15 protein-coding genes and 1 other RNA gene are annotated in these 18,380 nt (G+C 71.3%); 2 read left to right on the top strand and 14 right to left on the bottom strand.

The window, feature by feature from the left end; all coding sequences use genetic code 11:
* Nucleotides 1–349: 349 nt before the first annotated feature.
* The 4 genes from SPRI_RS22735 to SPRI_RS22720 form a co-directional block, all read right to left on the bottom strand.
* A complete protein-coding gene (locus SPRI_RS22735) occupies nucleotides 350–2,716 on the bottom strand; it encodes a HelD family protein (protein ID WP_037774527.1) in 2,367 nt (788 codons plus the stop codon).
* A 244-nt stretch (nucleotides 2,717–2,960) separates the two neighbouring features.
* Nucleotides 2,961–3,791, bottom strand: coding sequence for an anti-sigma factor family protein (locus SPRI_RS22730; protein ID WP_005316927.1), 831 nt, complete (start codon nucleotides 3,789–3,791; stop codon nucleotides 2,961–2,963).
* Nucleotides 3,788–4,375 (bottom strand): sigma-70 family RNA polymerase sigma factor, encoded by a 588-nt coding sequence (locus tag SPRI_RS22725; RefSeq protein ID WP_005316925.1) that lies wholly within the window; start codon nucleotides 4,373–4,375, stop codon nucleotides 3,788–3,790. Before SPRI_RS22725 ends, SPRI_RS22730 begins: the two co-directional genes overlap by 4 nt.
* A gap of 100 nt (nucleotides 4,376–4,475) precedes the next feature.
* Nucleotides 4,476–5,090, bottom strand: coding sequence for a CGNR zinc finger domain-containing protein (locus SPRI_RS22720; RefSeq protein WP_005316923.1), 615 nt, complete (start codon nucleotides 5,088–5,090; stop codon nucleotides 4,476–4,478).
* A gap of 157 nt (nucleotides 5,091–5,247) precedes the next feature.
* Between SPRI_RS22720 and SPRI_RS22715 the strand changes: the two genes are divergently transcribed.
* Nucleotides 5,248–5,805 carry an anthrone oxygenase family protein gene (locus SPRI_RS22715; RefSeq protein WP_037774526.1) on the top strand — a complete coding sequence of 186 codons (558 nt, stop codon included), beginning with the start codon at nucleotides 5,248–5,250 and terminating at the stop codon, nucleotides 5,803–5,805.
* Here the strand turns inward: SPRI_RS22715 and SPRI_RS22710 are convergent.
* The 6 genes from SPRI_RS22710 to SPRI_RS22685 all read right to left on the bottom strand — a co-directional run bounded on the left by SPRI_RS22710 (nucleotide 5,754) and on the right by SPRI_RS22685 (nucleotide 13,596).
* Nucleotides 5,754–6,899: a uroporphyrinogen-III synthase gene (locus SPRI_RS22710; RefSeq protein WP_037774524.1), complete on the bottom strand. Its 1,146-nt coding sequence runs from the start codon at nucleotides 6,897–6,899 to the stop codon at nucleotides 5,754–5,756. The genes SPRI_RS22715 and SPRI_RS22710 overlap by 52 nt on opposite strands.
* 129 nt (nucleotides 6,900–7,028) lie before the next feature.
* Complete coding sequence (locus SPRI_RS22705) at nucleotides 7,029–8,393, bottom strand: nitrate/nitrite transporter (protein WP_005316918.1); 1,365 nt, start codon at nucleotides 8,391–8,393, stop codon at nucleotides 7,029–7,031.
* A gap of 105 nt (nucleotides 8,394–8,498) precedes the next feature.
* Nucleotides 8,499–9,629, bottom strand: a complete 1,131-nt coding sequence (locus SPRI_RS22700; RefSeq protein ID WP_005316917.1) for an acyltransferase family protein — start codon at nucleotides 9,627–9,629, stop codon at nucleotides 8,499–8,501.
* A complete protein-coding gene (locus SPRI_RS22695) occupies nucleotides 9,626–11,746 on the bottom strand; it encodes a glycosyltransferase (RefSeq protein ID WP_037774522.1) in 2,121 nt (706 codons plus the stop codon). Before SPRI_RS22695 ends, SPRI_RS22700 begins: the two co-directional genes overlap by 4 nt.
* 69 nt (nucleotides 11,747–11,815) lie before the next feature.
* Nucleotides 11,816–12,418, bottom strand: coding sequence for a hypothetical protein (locus SPRI_RS22690; protein ID WP_238996246.1), 603 nt, complete (start codon nucleotides 12,416–12,418; stop codon nucleotides 11,816–11,818).
* A gap of 212 nt (nucleotides 12,419–12,630) precedes the next feature.
* The gene (locus SPRI_RS22685) at nucleotides 12,631–13,596 is read right to left on the bottom strand and encodes a LysR family transcriptional regulator (protein WP_005316911.1); all 966 of its coding nucleotides are present in this window, start codon (nucleotides 13,594–13,596) and stop codon (nucleotides 12,631–12,633) included.
* A gap of 247 nt (nucleotides 13,597–13,843) precedes the next feature.
* On the opposite strand from SPRI_RS22685, the gene SPRI_RS22680 reads away from it, so the two are divergent.
* Nucleotides 13,844–15,181 (top strand): MFS transporter, encoded by a 1,338-nt coding sequence (locus SPRI_RS22680; RefSeq protein ID WP_238996245.1) that lies wholly within the window; start codon nucleotides 13,844–13,846, stop codon nucleotides 15,179–15,181.
* A 27-nt stretch (nucleotides 15,182–15,208) separates the two neighbouring features.
* On the opposite strand, the gene ssrA is transcribed toward SPRI_RS22680, so the two are convergent.
* The 4 genes from ssrA to ftsX all read right to left on the bottom strand — a co-directional run bounded on the left by ssrA (nucleotide 15,209) and on the right by ftsX (nucleotide 18,371).
* Nucleotides 15,209–15,578: a transfer-messenger RNA gene (ssrA, locus tag SPRI_RS36520) on the bottom strand.
* A gap of 152 nt (nucleotides 15,579–15,730) precedes the next feature.
* Nucleotides 15,731–16,210 carry an SsrA-binding protein SmpB gene (gene smpB, locus SPRI_RS22675; protein ID WP_005316909.1) on the bottom strand — a complete coding sequence of 160 codons (480 nt, stop codon included), beginning with the start codon at nucleotides 16,208–16,210 and terminating at the stop codon, nucleotides 15,731–15,733.
* Between the two features lie 18 nt (nucleotides 16,211–16,228).
* Nucleotides 16,229–17,386, bottom strand: a complete 1,158-nt coding sequence (locus SPRI_RS22670) for a S41 family peptidase (protein ID WP_005316907.1) — start codon at nucleotides 17,384–17,386, stop codon at nucleotides 16,229–16,231.
* Between the two features lie 67 nt (nucleotides 17,387–17,453).
* Nucleotides 17,454–18,371 (bottom strand): permease-like cell division protein FtsX, encoded by a 918-nt coding sequence (gene ftsX, locus SPRI_RS22665; protein ID WP_005316905.1) that lies wholly within the window; start codon nucleotides 18,369–18,371, stop codon nucleotides 17,454–17,456.
* Between the last annotated feature and the right edge of the window lie 9 nt (nucleotides 18,372–18,380).

Here is an 18,380-nt window from a genome sequence, read left to right as displayed (position 1 = left end):
CCTACCCGCCAGTAGCAGGTAATGCGGTCATATTGTTTTCGGAAACTGTTTTCCACCATACGAGAAAGCGTTCGGAAACTGAAGAGGCCCGCGTCACCTGGACAGGTGACGCGGGCCTCTTCCGCGCAAGTAGGTGGCACCGACCCGCCATGCTCGCCTCGCGGCAAGTGGTCCCTCTAAGGGACGAAGGTTGGGCCCGGGGGCTTGGATCGAGCCGGTGCCGTAACCAGGCTAACGCACCGCCCCGGGAAGTGATTCCCGCATCGCACGCCGACTTCTCGGCCGGCCCGGGGCAGGGTCCGGCCGAGCCCCGGGGAGAGCCCCGACGGTCGGCCGCCGAACGCCCCGCTCAGTCCCGCAGCAGCTCCGGTACGCCCTGGGCGTCCGGCTGGTCACGGCGCCCGGAGACCACCGTGAGCTGCTGGGTGGCCCGGGTGAGCGCCACGTAGAGGACGCGCAGGCCCGCCGGGCTCTCGTCGGCGATCTCCGCCGGGGAGACGACGACCGTCGCGTCGTACTCCAGGCCCTTCGCCTCCAGGGAGCCGAGGGCCACGACCCGTTCGCCCAGCCCGGCCAGCCAGCGCGCGGCCTGCTCCCGCCGGTTCATGGCGACGACGACCCCGACCGTGCCGTCCACCTGCTCCAGCAGCCGCTCCGCCTCGGCCCGTACGGCATCCGCGAGGTCGCCGCCGTCCGGCAGGACCGCGAACCGCGGCCGCACTCCCGTGGAACGCACGGCGGAGGGCGACCGCATGCCCGGCATCGCCAGGTGGAGCACCGTGGCGGCCAGCTCCGCGATCTCGGCCGGGTTGCGGTAGTTGACCGTCAGCTCGAACCGGCGGCGCGGGCGGCTGCCGAGTGCCTCGTCACGGGCCTCCGCCGCCTCTTCCGGCGAGGACCAGGACGACTGGGCCGGGTCGCCGACGACCGTCCAGGTGGCGTGCCGGCCGCGGCGGCCGACCATCCGCCACTGCATGGGCGTGAGGTCCTGCGCCTCGTCGACGATGACGTGCGCGTACTCGGTGCGCTCCGCCGCCAGCCGCTCGGCCCGCTCGCGCTGTGTCTCCTCGCGCTGCGGCATCAGCTCCTCCAGGCCGGTGAGCTGGTCCAGCGGGTCGAGCTCGCGCCGCTTGCGGGGCCGGGCCGGCGTGCCGAGCAGGGTGCTCAGCTCGTCGAGGAGCGCCACGTCGTGCACGGAGAGGGCGTCACGGCGCAGTGAGCGGGCCAGCCTGCGCACCTCGCCGGGGTTGAGCACCCGGCGCGCCCAGCGGCCGAGGCGCCGCTCGTCGCCCATCGCGGCGAGCACGGCGCGCGGGGTCAGCTCGGGCCACCAGGCGTCCAGGAACGCGATGAAGCTGTCCTCGCCGGTCACGTCCTCGTCGAAGGAGGACCGCAGCTCCGCGGCCAGCTCCGGGTCGCCGGGGTGGCGGCCGGCGGCACCCGACTTGGCGTACAGCGCGTCGAGGAGCAGCCGTCTGGCCCGCGGGCGCAGCAGGTTGACGGGAGCGCTTCCGCCGAGGACGTTGTGGCGGATGCGGCGGAGCTCGTCGGCCTCCAGCTCGAGCCGCCGGCCGAAGGCGACGACGCGCAGCTGCGAGGGTGTGCCCGGCGCGGCCGCCGGCTCCTCGCCGAAGGAGAGCTGGCCGTTGCGGGGCGTGGTGTCCGGCATCTCGAGCGCGCCCCGCGCGGCGTTGCGCAGCACCTTCAGCATGCGGGAGGAGCCCTTGACGCGGGCCACGGCCGGTTCGTCGTACACCGTCGCCTCGACGCCGTCGACCAGCGAGCCGACGGCGCGGATCGCGACCTGCCCCTCCTCGCCCAGCGACGGCAGCACGCCCTCGGTGTAGGCGACGAGCAGCGGCGTCGGGGAGACGATGAGGATGCCGCCGGCGTAGCGGCGCCGGTCCTGGTAGAGCAGGTACGCGGCCCGGTGCAGTGCCACCGCCGTCTTGCCGGTGCCGGGGCCGCCCTCCACGTACGTCACTGATGCGGCGGGTGCGCGGATGACCAGGTCCTGCTCGGCCTGGATGGACGCGACGATGTCCCGCATGGTGTGGCTGCGGGCCTGGCCGAGCGCCGCCATCAGGGCGCCGTCGCCGACCACGGGGAGGGTCTGCCCGTTCAGCGTGGCGGTCAGCTCCGGGCGCATCAGGTCGTCCTCGACGCCGAGGACCTTGCGGCCCTTGGAGCGGATGACCCGGCGGCGGACCACGCGGCCGGGGTCGACCGGGGTGGAGCGGTAGAAGGGTGCCGCGGCCGGGGCGCGCCAGTCGATCACGAGCGGGGCGTAGTCGGAGTCGAGCACGCCGATCCGGCCGATGTGCAGGGTCTCGCCGATCTCGGCCGTGTTGTCGGGGCGCACGGCGTCGTCGGCGGGCTCGACGGAGGTGAAGGCGCCGTCGGGGCCCTTCCTGCCGTCCTTGCCGTGGAGCAGGTCGATCCGGCCGAAGAGGAAGTCCTCGAATTCGTTGTTGAGGCGGTTGAGGTGGACGCCGGCCCGGAAGACCTGGGCGTCCCGCTCGGCGAGGGCGCCGGGGGTGCCGACCTGACCTCGCTTGGCGGCGTCGTTCATCAGGAACTCGGCCTCGTGGATCTTCTCCTCGAGACGGCGGTACACCTGGTCGAGATGTTCCTGTTCGACACCGATCTCACGGTCTCTGACCGTGTCGGCGGCGGAGCCGACCACGGATTCGACAGCGGCATCCTGCGCGGCCACCGAGGCCCCCTTCTGACGTGCACTGGGCAGCCGTCAACCGTACGGCAAGGAGGCAGGTTATTGCACCCGGCCCGGCCGTGGGCCGGCCCGGGTGCGGCGGCCGTGGCGGGCGCCGGCCCCCGCAGGGGCGGGCACGCCGTTCGCCGGCGGGCATGCGGACAAGGCTCGGGCACGAAGGCGGCGAAGCGGACATGCGGATGCGGCCGGGGGCACAGGTCCCGGCCGGCATGCGGACTGCCGCCGGCTAGGCGTCGACCTCCACCAGCCGTTCGCCGTCGAACGTGCGGACCTCGAAGTGGTCGATGTCGGCCGGGTCCATCGCCGAGCCGCCGTGGACGTACAGAGGGTTCTTGGCGTCCTTGTTGGGGCTGTCAGGGATTCCGTAGCCCCACTTCGGCACGGCCCACGAGGTGACGACCTCCTCCTCGCCGGTCTTGGAGACGGCGATGAGGTTGCACTTCAGGGGGCCTCTGACGTTCTTCAGCTCCAGGACGGCGTGGGTGCCCCAGCCCTTCTTCTCCATGCCGACGACGGCGCTGACCTTGGTGGTCGCGTCCGTGGCCTGCACCTTCTCCTCCATGTGGTTGAAGAAGGCGTCCTCGGCCGGGCTGGTGGGGTGCGGGTCGGCACCCGCTACGTTGCTGCTGGTGTCGTCGGCGGTGACGACCACCGCGACGGCGGGGCCGCCGATGATCAGCGCCGCGGCCGCCGCGAGCAGGTACATGCCGCGCCGGCGCTTGTGGGCGCGCTTGACGGCGACCTCGTTCAGCAGACCGTCGAGGACCTTGGGGCTCGGGGAGGTGGGCACCACGGGGACGGCTCGGGGCGGCGGGAAGTCGGACATGCCCGGCATCCCGGGCAGGCTGTAGACATTGCTCTGCGGCGGTGCGGGGGCGGGCGCCTCCGCCAGCATCGCGAGCATGGGCTCCATCCCCGAGAACTCCTCGAGGTGGGCGGCACAGATGTCGCATCCCGCCAGATGCGCCTCGAAGGCGGAGGCGTCCGCTTCGTCGAGCACGCCGAGCACATATGCGCCCACCGCGTCGTGTACGGACTCCTGCTCGTACATGGTCATGCCGAGACCCCCCTCTCCTCCAGAGCGAGCTTCATGGAACGGAGTGCGTAGAACACACGGGACCGCACGGTCCCGCTGGGTATGCCGAGCGTTTCGGCCGCTTCATTGACCGTACGCCCCTTGAAATACGTCTCGACAAGAACTTCCCTGTGGGCGGGCGTCAAATCATCGAGTGCATCCGAGAGCGTCATCAGCCACAACGCCTTGTCGATCTCGTCCTCCGCAGGCATGACCTCCAGCGGCGACGGGTCGACCTCCTGCGGCCGGGCCTGCCGGCTGCGGTGACCGTCGATGACGATGCGCCGGGCGACCGTCACCAGCCAGGGTCGGACAGAGCCGGTCGCCCGGTTGAGCTGGCCGGCGTTCTTCCAGGCACGGATGAGCGTCTCCTGTACGACGTCCTCGGCGCGCTGGCGGTCGCCGGCGACGAGACGCAGTACATAGGCGAGCAACGGTCCTGCATGTTCACGGTAGAGGGCGCGCATCAACTCCTCGTCGGGCACAGAGGTGTCGATACGTGGCTTCTCACTGCGATGGCGGGCCCGTTGCGGACGGTCATCGGCCACGGCGGCATCCTTGCGCACCTGAACCTCCCGGTCGAGACCCTGTTTTTCACGGCTGGCTGCTTGTCCCCCTTCACTACGGGGACCGCCACAGGTTCACTCAACGCCGGCCGAAGAAAATTCAAGATTCTTTGACGGAGGCCTTCCTGCGGTGTCTCGCCACCCGCTCGCGGTTCCCGCACACCTCGCTCGAGCACCAGCGCCGCCGCCTGCCCCGTGAGGTGTCCAGGTAGACGCGGCGGCAGTTGTCGCCCTCGCACTGCCGCAGCCGCGAGCGGGCGACGGGATCGGTGAGGAGGTCCACCGCGTCCCGGGCGACGAGGGCGAGCAGCGCCGCGCACTCCGGGGGGGCGCACAGCGCCCGTACCAGCGTTCCCTTGCCGTCCTTCACGGCCGCGATGCCCGGAGGGGCGTTCTGCGCACGGGCGTTGAGGATTTCGAGGGCGTCGTCGGCGCGGCCTTCTCCCGGCCCGGTGCGCACCAGACGGTCTATGCAGTCGCGCAGTTCGACGAAGCGTGCCACCCAGGCGCCGTCGACGCCGTGCAGCGGTGTCCCGGCGGGGACGAGACCGGCGCCGACGAGCCAGCGCGCCAGTTGCCCGGTGCCCGCGAGCGGTTCGGGCCCGTCGGCCCGGCGGTCCGTCTCCCGCGCCGTCGCCACCAGGTCCAGGCAGACGCGCCCGGAGTCGAATCGCCACTGGGACGGGTACGGTCCCACGCCCGTCGCCGCTGTCATGCGCCTGTCACCGCCTCGGGATCACCGTCGGGTGTTCCCACCAGAGTGCCTGCCCGACGGTGCGGCCGGAAGCCCTCATCGAGACGTGGACGCACGGACATGCGAATGCGACGCTCACCCATGTCCCGTGCGAGCGCGGGCCGGTTGACTGGCTCTCATGACACAGAACAGGGGTGCAGGAGCGGTCCTCGCGGCGGCGACCGTGACGACCGGGCTCATCGCGGGCGTCTGGTTCGCGTTCACGGTCTCGGTGATGCCGGCGCTCGGCCGCAGCGACGACCGGACCTACGTCGAGGTCATGCAGAACATCAACGAGGTGATCGAGAACCCGGCCTTCTTCGCCGCGCTCTTCGGCGCGCTCGTCCTCACGGCGGTCTCCGCATGGCAGCAGCGCCGTACACCCAGAGGCCGCTGGGTGAGCGCGGCGCTGGTCCTCTACGTCCTGGTGTTCGTCGTGACGTCCGCGGCGAACGTGCCGCTCAACAACGAACTGGCCGCCGCGGGCGCCCCGGACAGGATCGCCGACCCGGCCGCCGTACGCGAGAACTTCGAGGACCCGTGGGTGCTCTGGAACGCGGTGCGCACCGTGCTCACCACGGCGGCCCTGCTGTGCCTGTGGCGTGCCACCTCGCTGCTGCGCACCACAGGCCCGAACCGGGCCGGTCAGGCGTCGGCGTACTTGGCGTCGGACGCCGGGTCCAGGGCCAGCCGGTAACCCCGCTTGACGACCGTCTGGATGAGCTTGGGAGCGCCCAGCGCCGTGCGCAGCCGGGCCATGGCCGTCTCCACGGCGTGCTCGTCCCGGCCGGCGCCGGGCAGGGCCCGCAGCAGGTCGGAGCGGGCGACGACCCAGCCGGGCCGTTCCGACAGGGCCCTCAGCAGCGCCATACCGGCGGGCGGCACGGGGCGCAGGTCGTCGTCGACGAGGACGGCGTGGCCGCGGATCTCGACGCGGTGGCCCGCGACCGGGAACGTCCGCGCCCGGGCGGGCAGTTCGACACCGAGCAGCTGCACCAGCGGGCCGAGTCTGAAGCGCTCGGGCTGCACCGTCGGGACGCCGGCCGCCTGCAGCGGCACCGCCGTGACCGGCCCGACGCAGGCCGCGAGGACGTCGTGGTCCAGGGCGGCCAGGAGTTCGGTCAGCAGGCCACGGGTCTCCGCACGGTTCAGGAGCGACGCGGCGGCGGGCGCGCTGGTGAAGGTGACGGCGTCCAGGCCGCGGGAGACGGCCGCGTCCAGCAGCCGGTCGAGCGGGGCGAGGTCCTCCGGCGGCATCCAGCGGTAGACGGGTACGAGGACGACGTCCGCGCCCGCCTCCCGCAGCGATTCCACGAACCCGGGCAGCGGCTCGCCGTGCAGCTGGAGCGCGACACGGCGGCCCGCCACTCCCTCGCCGAGGAGCCGGTCCAGTACCTCGGCCATGGACTCGGAGGCGGGTGACCATTCCTCGGTCAGGCCCGCCGCGCGGATGGCGCCCTTGACCTTGGGGCCGCGGGCCAGCAGCTCGGCGTCGCGCAGCCGGCCCAGCAGCTGCTCCCCCAGCCCCCAGCCGTCGGCCGCCTCCACCCAGCCGCGGAAGCCGATGGCGGTGGTGGCGACGACCACGTCGGGAGTGTGGTCGATCAGTTCCTTGGTGGCGGCGAGGAGCTCCGTGTCGTCGGCGAGCGGAACGATGCGCAGCGCGGGGGCGTGCAGGACGGCCGCGCCCCGCCGCTGGAGCAGCGCGCCGAGCTCGTCGGCCCGCCTGGCGGCGGTCACGCCGACGGTGAAGCCCGCGAGGGGGCCGTGCGGTTGGCCTTGGTCGTGCATCTCGGTCGTCCCCACTGGAGTGCCCTGATGGCCGGTGCCATTGAACGGTGAACGGGCGACCGAGCCTGTCAAAGGCGCGTGACAGGCCCGGTTCGCTCATATTTCACCGTCGTTACGTACTCCGCTCGCTCAGACCCGGGCGTACGCCGGTTCGGTGCCTGCTTCGGCGTCCGTGCCGGTCCGCCCGCCGCGTACCGGCACCACGACGGGCCGGCGAAGGTATACCGCCCAGGTGACGACCGAGCAGACCGCGTAGAAGGCGAGGAAGGAGACGAAGGCGGCGGTTCCGGTGCCCGCCGTCTGGAACGACTGCCGGAAGGCGAGGTTGATGGCGAGCCCGCCGACCGCGCCGACCGCGCCGATGAGTCCCATGGAGGCTCCCGAGAGCCGTCGCCCGTAGGCGGCCGCGGTCTCACCGGTCATGCCCTGGGCGAGCGCCTTGTTCTGGAAGATGCCGGGGATCATCTTGTACGTCGAGCCGTTGCCGAGGCCGCTGAGCACGAACAGGGCGATGAATCCGACGAGGAACACGGCGAGGGACTCCTGGACCGAGGCGGCGATGACCACGCCGGTCGCGGCGGCCATGCCCACGAAGTTCCACAGGGTGATGCGGGCGCCGCCGAAGCGGTCGGCCAGCGCACCGCCCATCGGCCGGATCAGGGAGCCGAGCAGCGGGCCGATGAAGGTGAGGGAGGCCGCCTGGAGCGGCGTGCGGCCGAACTGGGTCTGCAGCACGAGGCCGAAGGCGAAGCTGTAGCCGATGAACGAGCCGAAGGTGCCCACGTAGAGGAAGGCCATGATCCAGGTGTGGCCGTCCTTGGCCGCGTCGATCGCCGCGCCGGTGTCGTTCTTCACCGGGGCGAGGTTGTCCATCCACAGCGCGGCGCACAGCGCGGCGAGCACGATCAGCGGCAGGTAGATGCCGAGGACCAGCCGCGGGTGGGCCGCACCGGCCGTACCGATGATCAGCAGGGACACCAGCTGGATGACCGGTACGCCGATGTTGCCGCCGCCCGCGTTGAGGCCGAGCGCCCAGCCCTTCTTGCGCAGCGGGAAGAAGGCGTTGATGTTCGTCATCGACGAGGCGAAGTTGCCCCCGCCGACACCCGTGAGGGCGGCGACGGCGACGAACGTCGTGTACGAGGTGCCCGGCTCCATCACCAGGTACGCCGCGGCGGTGGGCACGAGCAGCAGCAGGGCGCTGAAGATCGTCCAGTTCCGGCCGCCGAACTTGGCGACGGCGAACGTGTACGGCACCCGGATCACGGCACCGACGACGGTCGCCGTGGCGATCAGGAAGAACTTGCCGGCGGGGTCGACCCCGTACTCGGGCCCCATGAAGAGGACCATCACCGACCACAGGCTCCAGATGGAGAACCCGATGTGCTCACTGAGCACGGAGAAGGCGAGGTTGCGCCGGGCGACGCGCTCTCCCCCGCTCCGCCAGAAGGTCTCGTCCTCGGGGTCCCACTCTTCGATCCAACGGCCTGCCATCACGCGCCTCCACCTGTTTCCGATCGTGGGAGCGACGTTATGGAGGCCGGGTTTCAGGCCGGTGCCAGGAGGTGACCGGCGCGAAACCTTGCTCTCACCCGTCGGTCAGGCGGCGTGTGAGCGGCGCCGTGGCTCTCCGTTGGGCCACAGCCTCGGGCGCCGCTTCGCGGCGAGGTCCTCGGCCCAGCCGAACGCCAGGACGCACCCGGCGATCAGAGCCCAGGCGAGCAGCAGCACCGGCACCCAGCTCTCCAGCAGCCAGGGGGCCTGCTCCGCGAGCAGGTCGATGTCCCACATGGTGTCCCACAGCGCCGCCGCACCGAGGATGCACACGTTGTGCCAGAGGTAGACGGTCACCGCCCGCGCGTTGAGGAGGGTGATCACGCTGTCCCATTGCCGCAGCTTCGGCGGCCACGACTCCCACGACGGGCTGAAGTGCAGGAGCAGCATCACCGCGCCGAGCGACCAGAGGGCGTCGGCCGGAGGGATGCCGTCGAGTTCGGCGCCGGAGCCGAAGCCGTTCCGGCGGGCCCACCAGATACCGGCCAGCAGCACGAACGGCGCGACGGAGGGCACGACGTAGCGCGGCAGGCGGGCCAGGACGCCCTCCTGGCGAGCCATGCCGAGGATCCAGCACGCGCCGAAGGTGGTGAAGTCGGTGAGCGCCGAGTCGATGCGCTCCGGCATGGAGAGGTAACCGGCGGCCAGCCCGAAGGACAGGGCGAGCGGCGCGGCGAGGGTGGCCCACGGCAGCTTGCGCAGGCAGCGCAGCAGCAGCGGCGACAGGAGCACGAACCACAGGTACGCGCGCAGGTACCAGAGCGGCTCGGCCATGTCCCCGGCCCAGCCGGCGGCGAGGAACGGCGGGTCGCTCAGCGGCAGCAGCCAGAAGACCGCGGAGGGGCCGGGGCGCCATCCCTCGACGAGCATCGCGGTGACCGCGGCGGCTCCGAGCACCCACAGGGGCGGCAGCAGTCGCCGTACCCGGCTGCGGATCACCTGGAGCGCCGGCCGGGCGAGGGAGCGTGCCATCAGGGACCCGGCGAGGGCGAACATGACGCCCATGGACGGGAAGACGAGCGGCAGCCAGGCCCAGCCCACCAGGTGGTAGAGCACGACCCGGAACAGGGCGAGCGCCCGGAGCAGGTCGAAGTAGCGGTCCCGGCCGCCCGCGGGCACCGGAGAGGTGCCGGCCGGCTGCGGCGCCGCCGTCAGCGGTGCGGTGTACGAGGTCATGCGACGGGCCTCCGCTCCCCGGCGCGCTGCCGCTGCTGGACGACTCCGGGGGCCTCGACGGCCCCGGTGCGCCGCAGTTTCTGCCAGCGCAGCCGGCCGCCGGTGAGGGCGGTGATCCAGGACTGGAGGAGCACCACGTACATCAGCTGGCGGTAGAGGATCTGCTGGAGCGGCAGGGAGACGAGGTGGACCATGCGTTCCTTGTCGAGCCGGAAGGCGTAGGCGGCGCAGACGGCCTGGATCGCGAGGACGCCCAGCCAGGCGGCGATGGTCTTCTGCGTGGGGCCGAAGACCAGTCCGTACAGCAGGAAGACGTCGATCAGCGGCGCGAGCAGCGGGGCGAGCACCATGAACAGGGAGACCAGGGGCAGGCCGACCCGGCCGAAGCGGCCGGAGGGCCCCTTCTCGACGAGGGCGCGGCGGTGCTTCCAGATGGCCTGCATGGTGCCGTAGCTCCAGCGGTAGCGCTGCGACCACAGCTGCTGCACGGACTCCGGTGCCTCGGTCCAGGCGCGTGCCTTCTCCGCGTAGACGACCCGCCAGCCGTCACGGTGCATGGCCATCGTGATGTCGGTGTCCTCGGCGAGGGTGTCCTCGCTCATGCCGCCGACGCGCTCGAGCGCGGTGCGCCGGAAGGCTCCGACGGCGCCGGGGATCGTGGGCATGCAGCCGAGCAGGTCGTACATGCGGCGGTCGAGGTTGAAGCCCATCACGTACTCGATGTGCTGCCAGGCCCCGATCAGGGTGTCGCGGTTGCCGACCTTGGCGTTGCCTGCCACCGCGCCGACGCGCGGGTCGCCGAAGGGCTGCACGAGCTCGCGGACGGTGGACGGCTCGAAGACGGTGTCGCCGTCCATCATGACGACGATCTCGTAGCGGGCGTTCCTGATGCCGTTGTTGAGGGCGGCGGGCTTGCCCGAGTTGGGCTGCCGTACGACACGGACGCCGCGCAGGCCCATCGCCTCGACGATGTCGGCGGTGCCGTCGCCGGAGCCGTCGTCGATGACGATGACCTCGAGCGGATGGTCGCTGGCCATCAGCGAGCGGACCGTGTTGGCGATGCACTCGCGTTCGTTGTACGCGGGGACGAGCACGGACACCGGCCGGGTGATCGGCGGCCCCCAGCTGAAGCCCTTCCTGCGCACCTTGCGGGCATGCGCGAAGGACAGGATCAGCATCAGCCCGAAGCGGGCGAAGACCAGCACGCCGATCACGGCGAGCCCGACGACCATGACCTCCGTGGTGTTCTCCGAGACGGCGACGGCGCCGACGAAGGCCTTGCCCTTCCACAGCTCCGGTCCGGTGACCGGGCTGTGGGCGCTGGGCACGCCGAGCGCCTCGGTGAGGTTGGTGAACCGGTAGCCGCGTTCCTTCATGTCGGGCAGGAAGCGCTCCAGGGCGGCCACCGTCTGGGAGCGGTCGCCGCCGGAGTCGTGCATCAGCACGATGGAGCCCTGGGTGCCCTTGGGAGTGGCGCGCTCGATGATCGCGTCGACGCCGGGGCGCTTCCAGTCCTCGGAGTCGGTGTTGTTGAAGGCCGTGATGTAGCCGCGGGTGCCGATGTACTGGGTGACCGGCCAGGACTCGTTGTCGAGGGCGTCGGAGAAGGACGAGTACGGCGGACGGAACAGGGAGGTGCGGATGCCCGCGGCGCCGGCGAGCGCCAGCTGGTTCTGCGACAGCTCCCAGTCGATGCGGTCGGTCGTCTGGAAGGACAGGTCCGGGTGGTTGAAGGTGTGCAGGCCGATCTCGTGGCCCTCGCGCACCATCCGGTCCACCAGGTCCGGGTGGCGCGAGGCCATGGTGCCGGTGACGAAGAAGACGGCGTGCGCGTCGTACCTGTCGAGGGCGTCGAGGACCTTCGGCGTCCAGACGGGGTCCGGGCCGTCGTCGAAGGTCAGCACGAGCCGCTGGTCGGGCACGCTGAGCGCCTTGGGGTTGCGCTTGTCGCGCGCGTCGATGACGGGGCCGCCGTCGAGTATGTGCTGGGGGACCTGGTCCGTGGGGGCCGGGGGCCGGACGCGGTGGTCGGCGAGGATCTCGCTGTGCACATAGCCGCGCAGCATCAGCATCGCGAGCAGGGCGACGAGGAAGAGCACGGGGAGCAGGTAGCGCATGGGCAGCCTGCGGCGTACGACGCGCTTGGGGCTCCGCCGTCGCGGAGCCCCTGAGGGGGGGATGGTCATCTACAGTGCGCCTTCTTGCACGGGCTGTCCGGGAGTACCACTGGGCGCCGTCGACGGGCCTGCGTCCACAGGGGGACTGACGGCCGGGGCGGGGGAGTCGCTGCGGGGCGCGCCGGGGCTCGCGGCCGGGGCGCCGGTAGCCGTATCGGGCGCCGGCTCCTGCGGGGAAGGGGACTTCGAGGCGGGCGGCGGCACGTCCTGCAGCGGGCTGCTGTCGTCCGCGCCGTCCGACGGCAGCGGCAGGGCCGCGCCGGCCGAGTCGGAGGGTGCGGGGACGCCCGGCGGGGCGTTCGGCGTGGGCACCGTGGACACGAGGTCGGTGGGCGCGGGCTGGATCTCGACGTGGTCGGGCTGCTTCTCCCCGACCGACCCGAGGCCCGGCATCCACGGCGCGCTGGAGTTGCCGCCGACGAGGGCGGCGACGAGCGTGATCGCGTAGACGGCGCACGCTGCGGCCAGGACCCAGCCGATACGGCGGAACTTCTTGCTGCGGCGGCCGCTCTCGTCGACGAAGACGGGCCCCTCCGCGCCGTCATGGGGGGCGATCGGTTCGACCGGCAGGTCGCGCAGCTTCCGCCCGAGGCCGTCGAGTTGAATCGTCACCTCGTGCGGCTCGTGCGTGTGACCGGTACCGATGTCTTCTTGCCAATTTTCCATGGCTTGTGGCACATCCCCCCACTGACTGGAATCGGGTGCGCGCACAACCGACCGGCCGCGTTCGAACTCGGGTCCCCAACCCTGTCCGAGCGCTTCTATCCCACTCACTCACCCGGTCCATGAATGTAGCGCAACCTGCTGCACGTCGCGCGCCACGCTCAGCGGTTGTCACACATCAGCGACATATCACGTTCCGGCAACCATCCGTCGGGCACCCTTTTCAGCCAGCCCTCGCGCGCGGCGAGTTCGGCCGCCGCCCGCCGCAGCGCGTCAAGGCCCGGATGCCGCAGTCCGGCCCGCCAGACCATCGACAACGGCGACAGCGGAACGGGGTCGACTATCGGCCGAAGAACCGTTCCCGGCATGGCCGGAAAGCCCACGACGGCGAGGACCGGGTTGCGGTTCTTCGCCATGACCCGCCGGAACTCCTCGACCCCCACGGCCATGGGTGCCGGCGGTGCCACGGCGATACCGCGGCCCGCGAAGAGAAGGCGCGCCAGCTCCGTCCACTCCAGCGTCCGAGGATTGCCCGCACCGGCATATACGGTCTCACCCGCGAGGGCGTTCAACTCGATCCGGTCGGAGCCGGCCAGCGGATGGTCGTCGGGCAGCAGGACCGCCATCGGCTCGTACCGTACGGGCTGATGCGCCAGCAGCGCCTGCCGGCCGGCGTCCAGCCCGGCGATGCGGCCGAAGGAGACATCGAGGCGTCCGGCGGCGATCTCGTCGGCGGCCCCGGTCAGCCCGCTCTCGAAGCGGGCCATCAGCTCGCAGTCGGGGGCGAGTTCGCGGGCACGGTCCAGGATGCGGCCCGAGGTCATGCCCGCGCTGTTGAGGTCGACCAGCAGCGGCCGTGCGGCGCCGGAGGCGGCCGCGAGCAGTTCGTCCTGCGTCTCGAGCACCCGCCGGGCGTACGGCAGCAGCCGCTCGCCGTCGGCAGTGAGGGTGACCTGCCGGGTGGTGCGGACGAACAGGTCGGCGCCCAACTCCCTCTCCAGCCGCCGCACGTCACGGCTCAGGGCCTGCTGGGCGACGTAGAGGCGGGCGGCGGCGCGGGTGAAGTGCAGCTCGTCGGCGACGGCGACGAACGCGCGGAGCAGCCTGGGTTCCAGATCACGGGGCACAGCGCATTCAACAACACAGGTGCGTGAACGGCCACCGAGCAGGTGTTGGACCGGCTGCGGGGGCGGCGGCGAGGGTGGAGCCATGCCCAGGCCAGCCATGCCGCGTCCAGCCACGCCCGTTCCCGCCCCGTCCGGCCCCGCCGTGTCCCCGTCCGCCGCGACCGGTGCCGCCGCGACCGGTTCTGCCGCGACCGGTTCTGCCGCGACCGGCATCGCCGTGTCCCGTTCTGCCGTGTCCCGTTCGCGCATGTCCCGTTCGCCGGTGTCCCGTTCGCCGGTGTCCCGTTCCGCGGGCTACGGGGAAGCGGCCCCCGCACCCCTGCTCGCCGTCACCGGCGACTCGCTGGTGCTCGCGCCGCGCCGCAGGACCGGGTCGCACCCGGCGGCCTCGGCCGGCGTGGGCAGGAGAAGGCCGCCGGGCCCTTACCGCCGGCTGTTCGCCGCGCCCGGCACACGCGCCTTCACCGCCGGGAACCTCGTCGCCCGGCTCCCCATGGGGATGTTCAGCGTCAGCGCGGTCATCATGATCGCCGGGTCCCGAGGTTCCTACGCCCTCGCCGGGGCCGTCACCGCGACCGGCCTGGCCGCCACCGCACTGGTCGCTCCCTGGACCGCGCGCCTCGTGGACCGGTACGGGCAGGCGCGGATCGCCGTCCCCGCCACCGCCCTGGCCGTCCTCGGGTCGCTCGCCCTGCTGCTGTGCGTACGCTTCGACGCGCCCGACTGGACGCTCTTCGCCGCCTACGCGGCGACCGCCACCACCCCCAACACCGGGGGCATGTCGCGTGCTCGCTGGGCACATCTGTACCGGGGGGACGCGGCGGCGCTGCACACGGCGAACTCGTTCGAGCAGGCCGCCGACGAACTCTGCTTCATGCTCGGCCCGGTCGTCGCCGCGTTCCTCTGCTCCGCGCTCTTCCCGGAGGCGGGCACGCTGGTGGGCGCCGTCCTGCTCCTGACGGGCGTGCTGATCTTCGCGAGCCGGCGCTCCACGGAGCCGCCGGTCGCACCGCGCGTGCCGGCCGGCTCGCCGCTGCGGACCGCCGGGATGCCCGCGCTGCTCGTCGTCCTCCTCGCCACGGGCGCGGTCTTCGGCTCGATGGAGGTCGTCACCATCGCCTTCGCCGACGGCCCGGTCGCGGGTCCGGTCCTCGCGCTCCAGGCCGCGGGTTCCTGCGCCGCCGGCCTGCTCTACGGCCGGTCCCGGCGCACGGCGGGCCTGAGCACCTGTCTCGCCGCGATGACGGTCCTGATGGCGCTGCCGCTGCTGGCCGCCGCGGGCACGGGATCGCTGCCCGCGGTGGCGGGCGCGCTGCTGGTCGCCGGCATGGCGACGGCCCCGACGATGGTGACGGCGATGACCATGGTCCAGCAACTGGTCCCGCAGGCGCAGATCAACGAGGGCATGACGCTCGCGGTCACCGCTCTGCTCGGCGGCGTCGCGGCCGGCTCCGCGAGCGGCGGGTACGTGGTGGAGCGCCTGGGCGCGGCAGAGGGCTACGGGATCCCGGTGTGCGCCGCGGCGCTCGCGCTCGTCCTGGCGTCGGCGAGGGCCCGGAACACGACGAAGGCCCGGAAGCCGTAGCCGCCGAGCCTTTGTCGTACATGGGATGAGTGGAGATGGCGGGAATCGAACCCGCGTCCAACGGTGCAGAATCAGGGCTTCTCCGTGTGCAGTCCGCTGCGCTTTTCTCAGCCCCGGAGATCACGCGGACAAGTCTCCGACGGGCTCAGTCACTGTTTGGTTTCCCTACGCACCCCGTGACCGGGTTCGTAGGTTTAGTTCCCTAGCTGATGCCAGGATCCGGGTCGGGAACAGCCCCGGGCTGACACTTCGCAAGTCGCTACTTAGGCAGCGAGGGCGAAGGAATCGCGCTTGGTGTTGGCGATTATTGGTTGCGACATATGGTTTACGAGATCATTGCCGCTTCCTCGACACGCTTCCCCTGCTTCGACATCCGCTGTCGAAACCGATCATCCCCATGTTGACCACTTTTGAATTGTTACAGCTCAAGACCCCTTGCGGGGCCGCACCCCGACCTTGCGGGGCAGGTGCCATCGTACGTGAACAACGCAGGCCGGTGCCAGCCTATTCCGCACGGCCGCGCACGGCCGTGGCCCGCGCCGGCCCGGGCTACGCCCGCTGCTTCCGACGGACGGCGGACATCGCGCGGTCCGCCTCGCGGCGGTCCTGCTTCTCGCGCAGCGTCTGGCGCTTGTCGTACTCCTTCTTGCCCTTCGCCAGCGCGATCTCGACCTTCGCCCGGCCGTCCTTGAAGTACAGCGCCAGCGGCACGATGGTGTGCCCCGTCTCCTGCGACTTCGACTCCAGCTTGTCGATCTCTTCGCGGTGCATCAGCAGCTTGCGCTTGCGGCGCGCGCTGTGGTTCGTCCAGGTGCCCTGGCTGTACTCCGGCACGTGGACGTTGTGCAGCCACGCCTCGTTGCCGTCGATCTGGACGAAGCCGTCCGCGAGCGAGGCCCGGCCCTGGCGCAGCGACTTCACCTCGGTGCCCATCAGCACGAGACCGCACTCGTAGGTGTCGAGGATGTGGTAGTCGTGCCGCGCCTTCTTGTTCTGCGCGATCAGTTTGCGCCCTGTTTCCTTAGCCATAGTGCGGTCATTTTCGCACTACGACCCTCCCCCGAGGCCACTCAATACCGTCCGGGCCCGTTTCTCGGCCCCTTCGGGGGCCACGAGGTCGGGAGCGATGCCCTTCTCGTCGACGCTGTGACCGGACGGGGTCCGGTAGTGACCGACGGTGAGCTCCGCCACCGAACCGTCGGGCAGCCGGCTCGGCATCTGCACCGAGCCCTTGCCGAAGGTCCGCGTACCGACGGTGACCGCGCGGCCTCGGTCCTTGAGCGCTCCGGTGACGAGCTCGGCGGCGCTCATGGTGCCGGCGTCGACGAGTGTGACGACGGGCCGCTCGGTGTCACCGCCCTGCTCGGCGTGGAGAGCGCGCTGCTCGCCGCGGACGTCGTACGTGGCGACGAGGCCGCCGTCGAGGAAGGCCGAAGCCGCGGTGACCGCTTCGGAGACGAGGCCGCCCGCGTTGCCGCGCAGGTCGAGCAGGACCCCGGCGCCGGCGGGGGCCTCGCGCACGGCCTTCCGCACCCGCTCGCCGGTGCCCTTGGTGAACGAGGAGACCCTGATCACCACGGCGCCGTCGGGCAGCCGGTCCACGGTGACCGTCTCGGTGGTCAGCAGGGCACGCGTCAAGGTCTCGGACCAGCGGCGCCCGTCGCGTTCCAGGTCCACCGTCACGGCGGTGCCGTCGGCGCCCCGGAGCAGGGCGACGACCTCGGTGACCGGCCTGCGTGCGGTGTCGCGGCCGTCGATCGCGAGGATACGGTCGCGGGGCCTTATCCCGGCCCGCTCCGCGGGGCTGCCGGGCTGCACCCTGGCGACCTCGATCCGGCCGTCCGCGGCGCGTCTCGCGCCGAGGCCCACGCCGGTGTACTCGCCCTCGAGCGCCTTGGCGAACTCCTCGTACTCGTGCTTGTCGTAGACGGCGCCCCAGCGGTCGCCGCTGCGGCTGACGACCTCCTCCGCCGCCTTCGTGCCCGACTTCCCCTCCGCCGCGGCCTTCGCGGCGGCGCGGGCGACGTCCTCACGGTCCACCGTCGCGGCGGCGGCGTGTGCGGAGAGCGGACGGGGCGGGGCCGGCTCGTCGTGCGGCAGGCAGTTGGTGGCCGCGGCAGTGGCGAGGACGACTCCGAAAGCCAACGTCAGTGCGGCCCCGCGGCGGATGCCGTGGGGCCGGGGACTGAACTCGGGGTCCGACATGGCGTCGAGTCTAGGACAAGCAAAGGGCGCCGTACGGAGGTTGACCGCACGGCGCCCGGGGCACTTGTCACACCTTCAGGTACTTGCGCAATGCGACGAAAGCAGCCACAGCGGGCATCAGCAGCCCGATCGCCAGAACCAGCGGCAACTTGGTGATCACGGCGTCCCAGCCGATGAAGTTGACCAGCTGCATCTTCTCGGAGAGCGCCAGGCCGTGGTCGATCAGGAAGTAACGGCCCACCAGCAGCATCACGGAGGCGACCGCACCGCCCAACAGGCCCGCGAACGCGGCCTCCATGATGAACGGCATCTGGATGTAGAAGCTCGAGGCGCCGACGAGCCGCATGATGCCGGTCTCACGCCGACGGCTGAACGCCGAGACGCGCACGGTGTTGACGATGAGCATCAGCGCGATGATCAGCATCAGGCCCATGACGAAGATGGCGGCCACGTTCATGCCGTTCATCAGGGAGAAGAGGTTCTCCAGGATGTTGCGCTGGTCCTGGACGGACTGCACCCCGTCCCGGCCGGCGAAGGCGGTCGCCACGACCTTGTACTTCTCCGGGTCGTCCAGCTTCACCCGGAACGACTCCTGCATCTGGTCCGGGGTGATGGTGGACGCGATGGGGGTGTCGCCGTACTGCTCGCGGTAGTGCTTGTACGCCTGTTCCGCCGTCTCGTGGTGGACCACGTCGACGACGTCCATCTTCTTCAGATCGGCCTCGATCTGCTCCTTCTGCGCGGTGGTGACGGCCCCCTTGGCGCACTGGGGCGAGGTCGCCGCGTCGTTCTTGTTGCAGAGGAAGATGGAGACGTTGACCTTGTCGTACCAGAAGTCCTTCATCGTGCTGACCTGCTCACGCATGAGCAGCGCGCCGCCGAACAGGGCGAGCGAGAGGGCTACGGAGACGATCACCGCGAAGGTCATCGTGAGATTGCGGCGGAGACCGACACCGATCTCCGACATCACGAACTGGGCGCGCATGGCGTGCTT

The sequence above is a fragment of the Streptomyces pristinaespiralis genome (genome assembly GCF_001278075.1).
GTDB lineage: Bacteria > Actinomycetota > Actinomycetes > Streptomycetales > Streptomycetaceae > Streptomyces > Streptomyces pristinaespiralis.
Note: the sequence above shows the minus strand (reverse complement) of the source record. Positions and strands in the feature narration are given on the sequence as shown.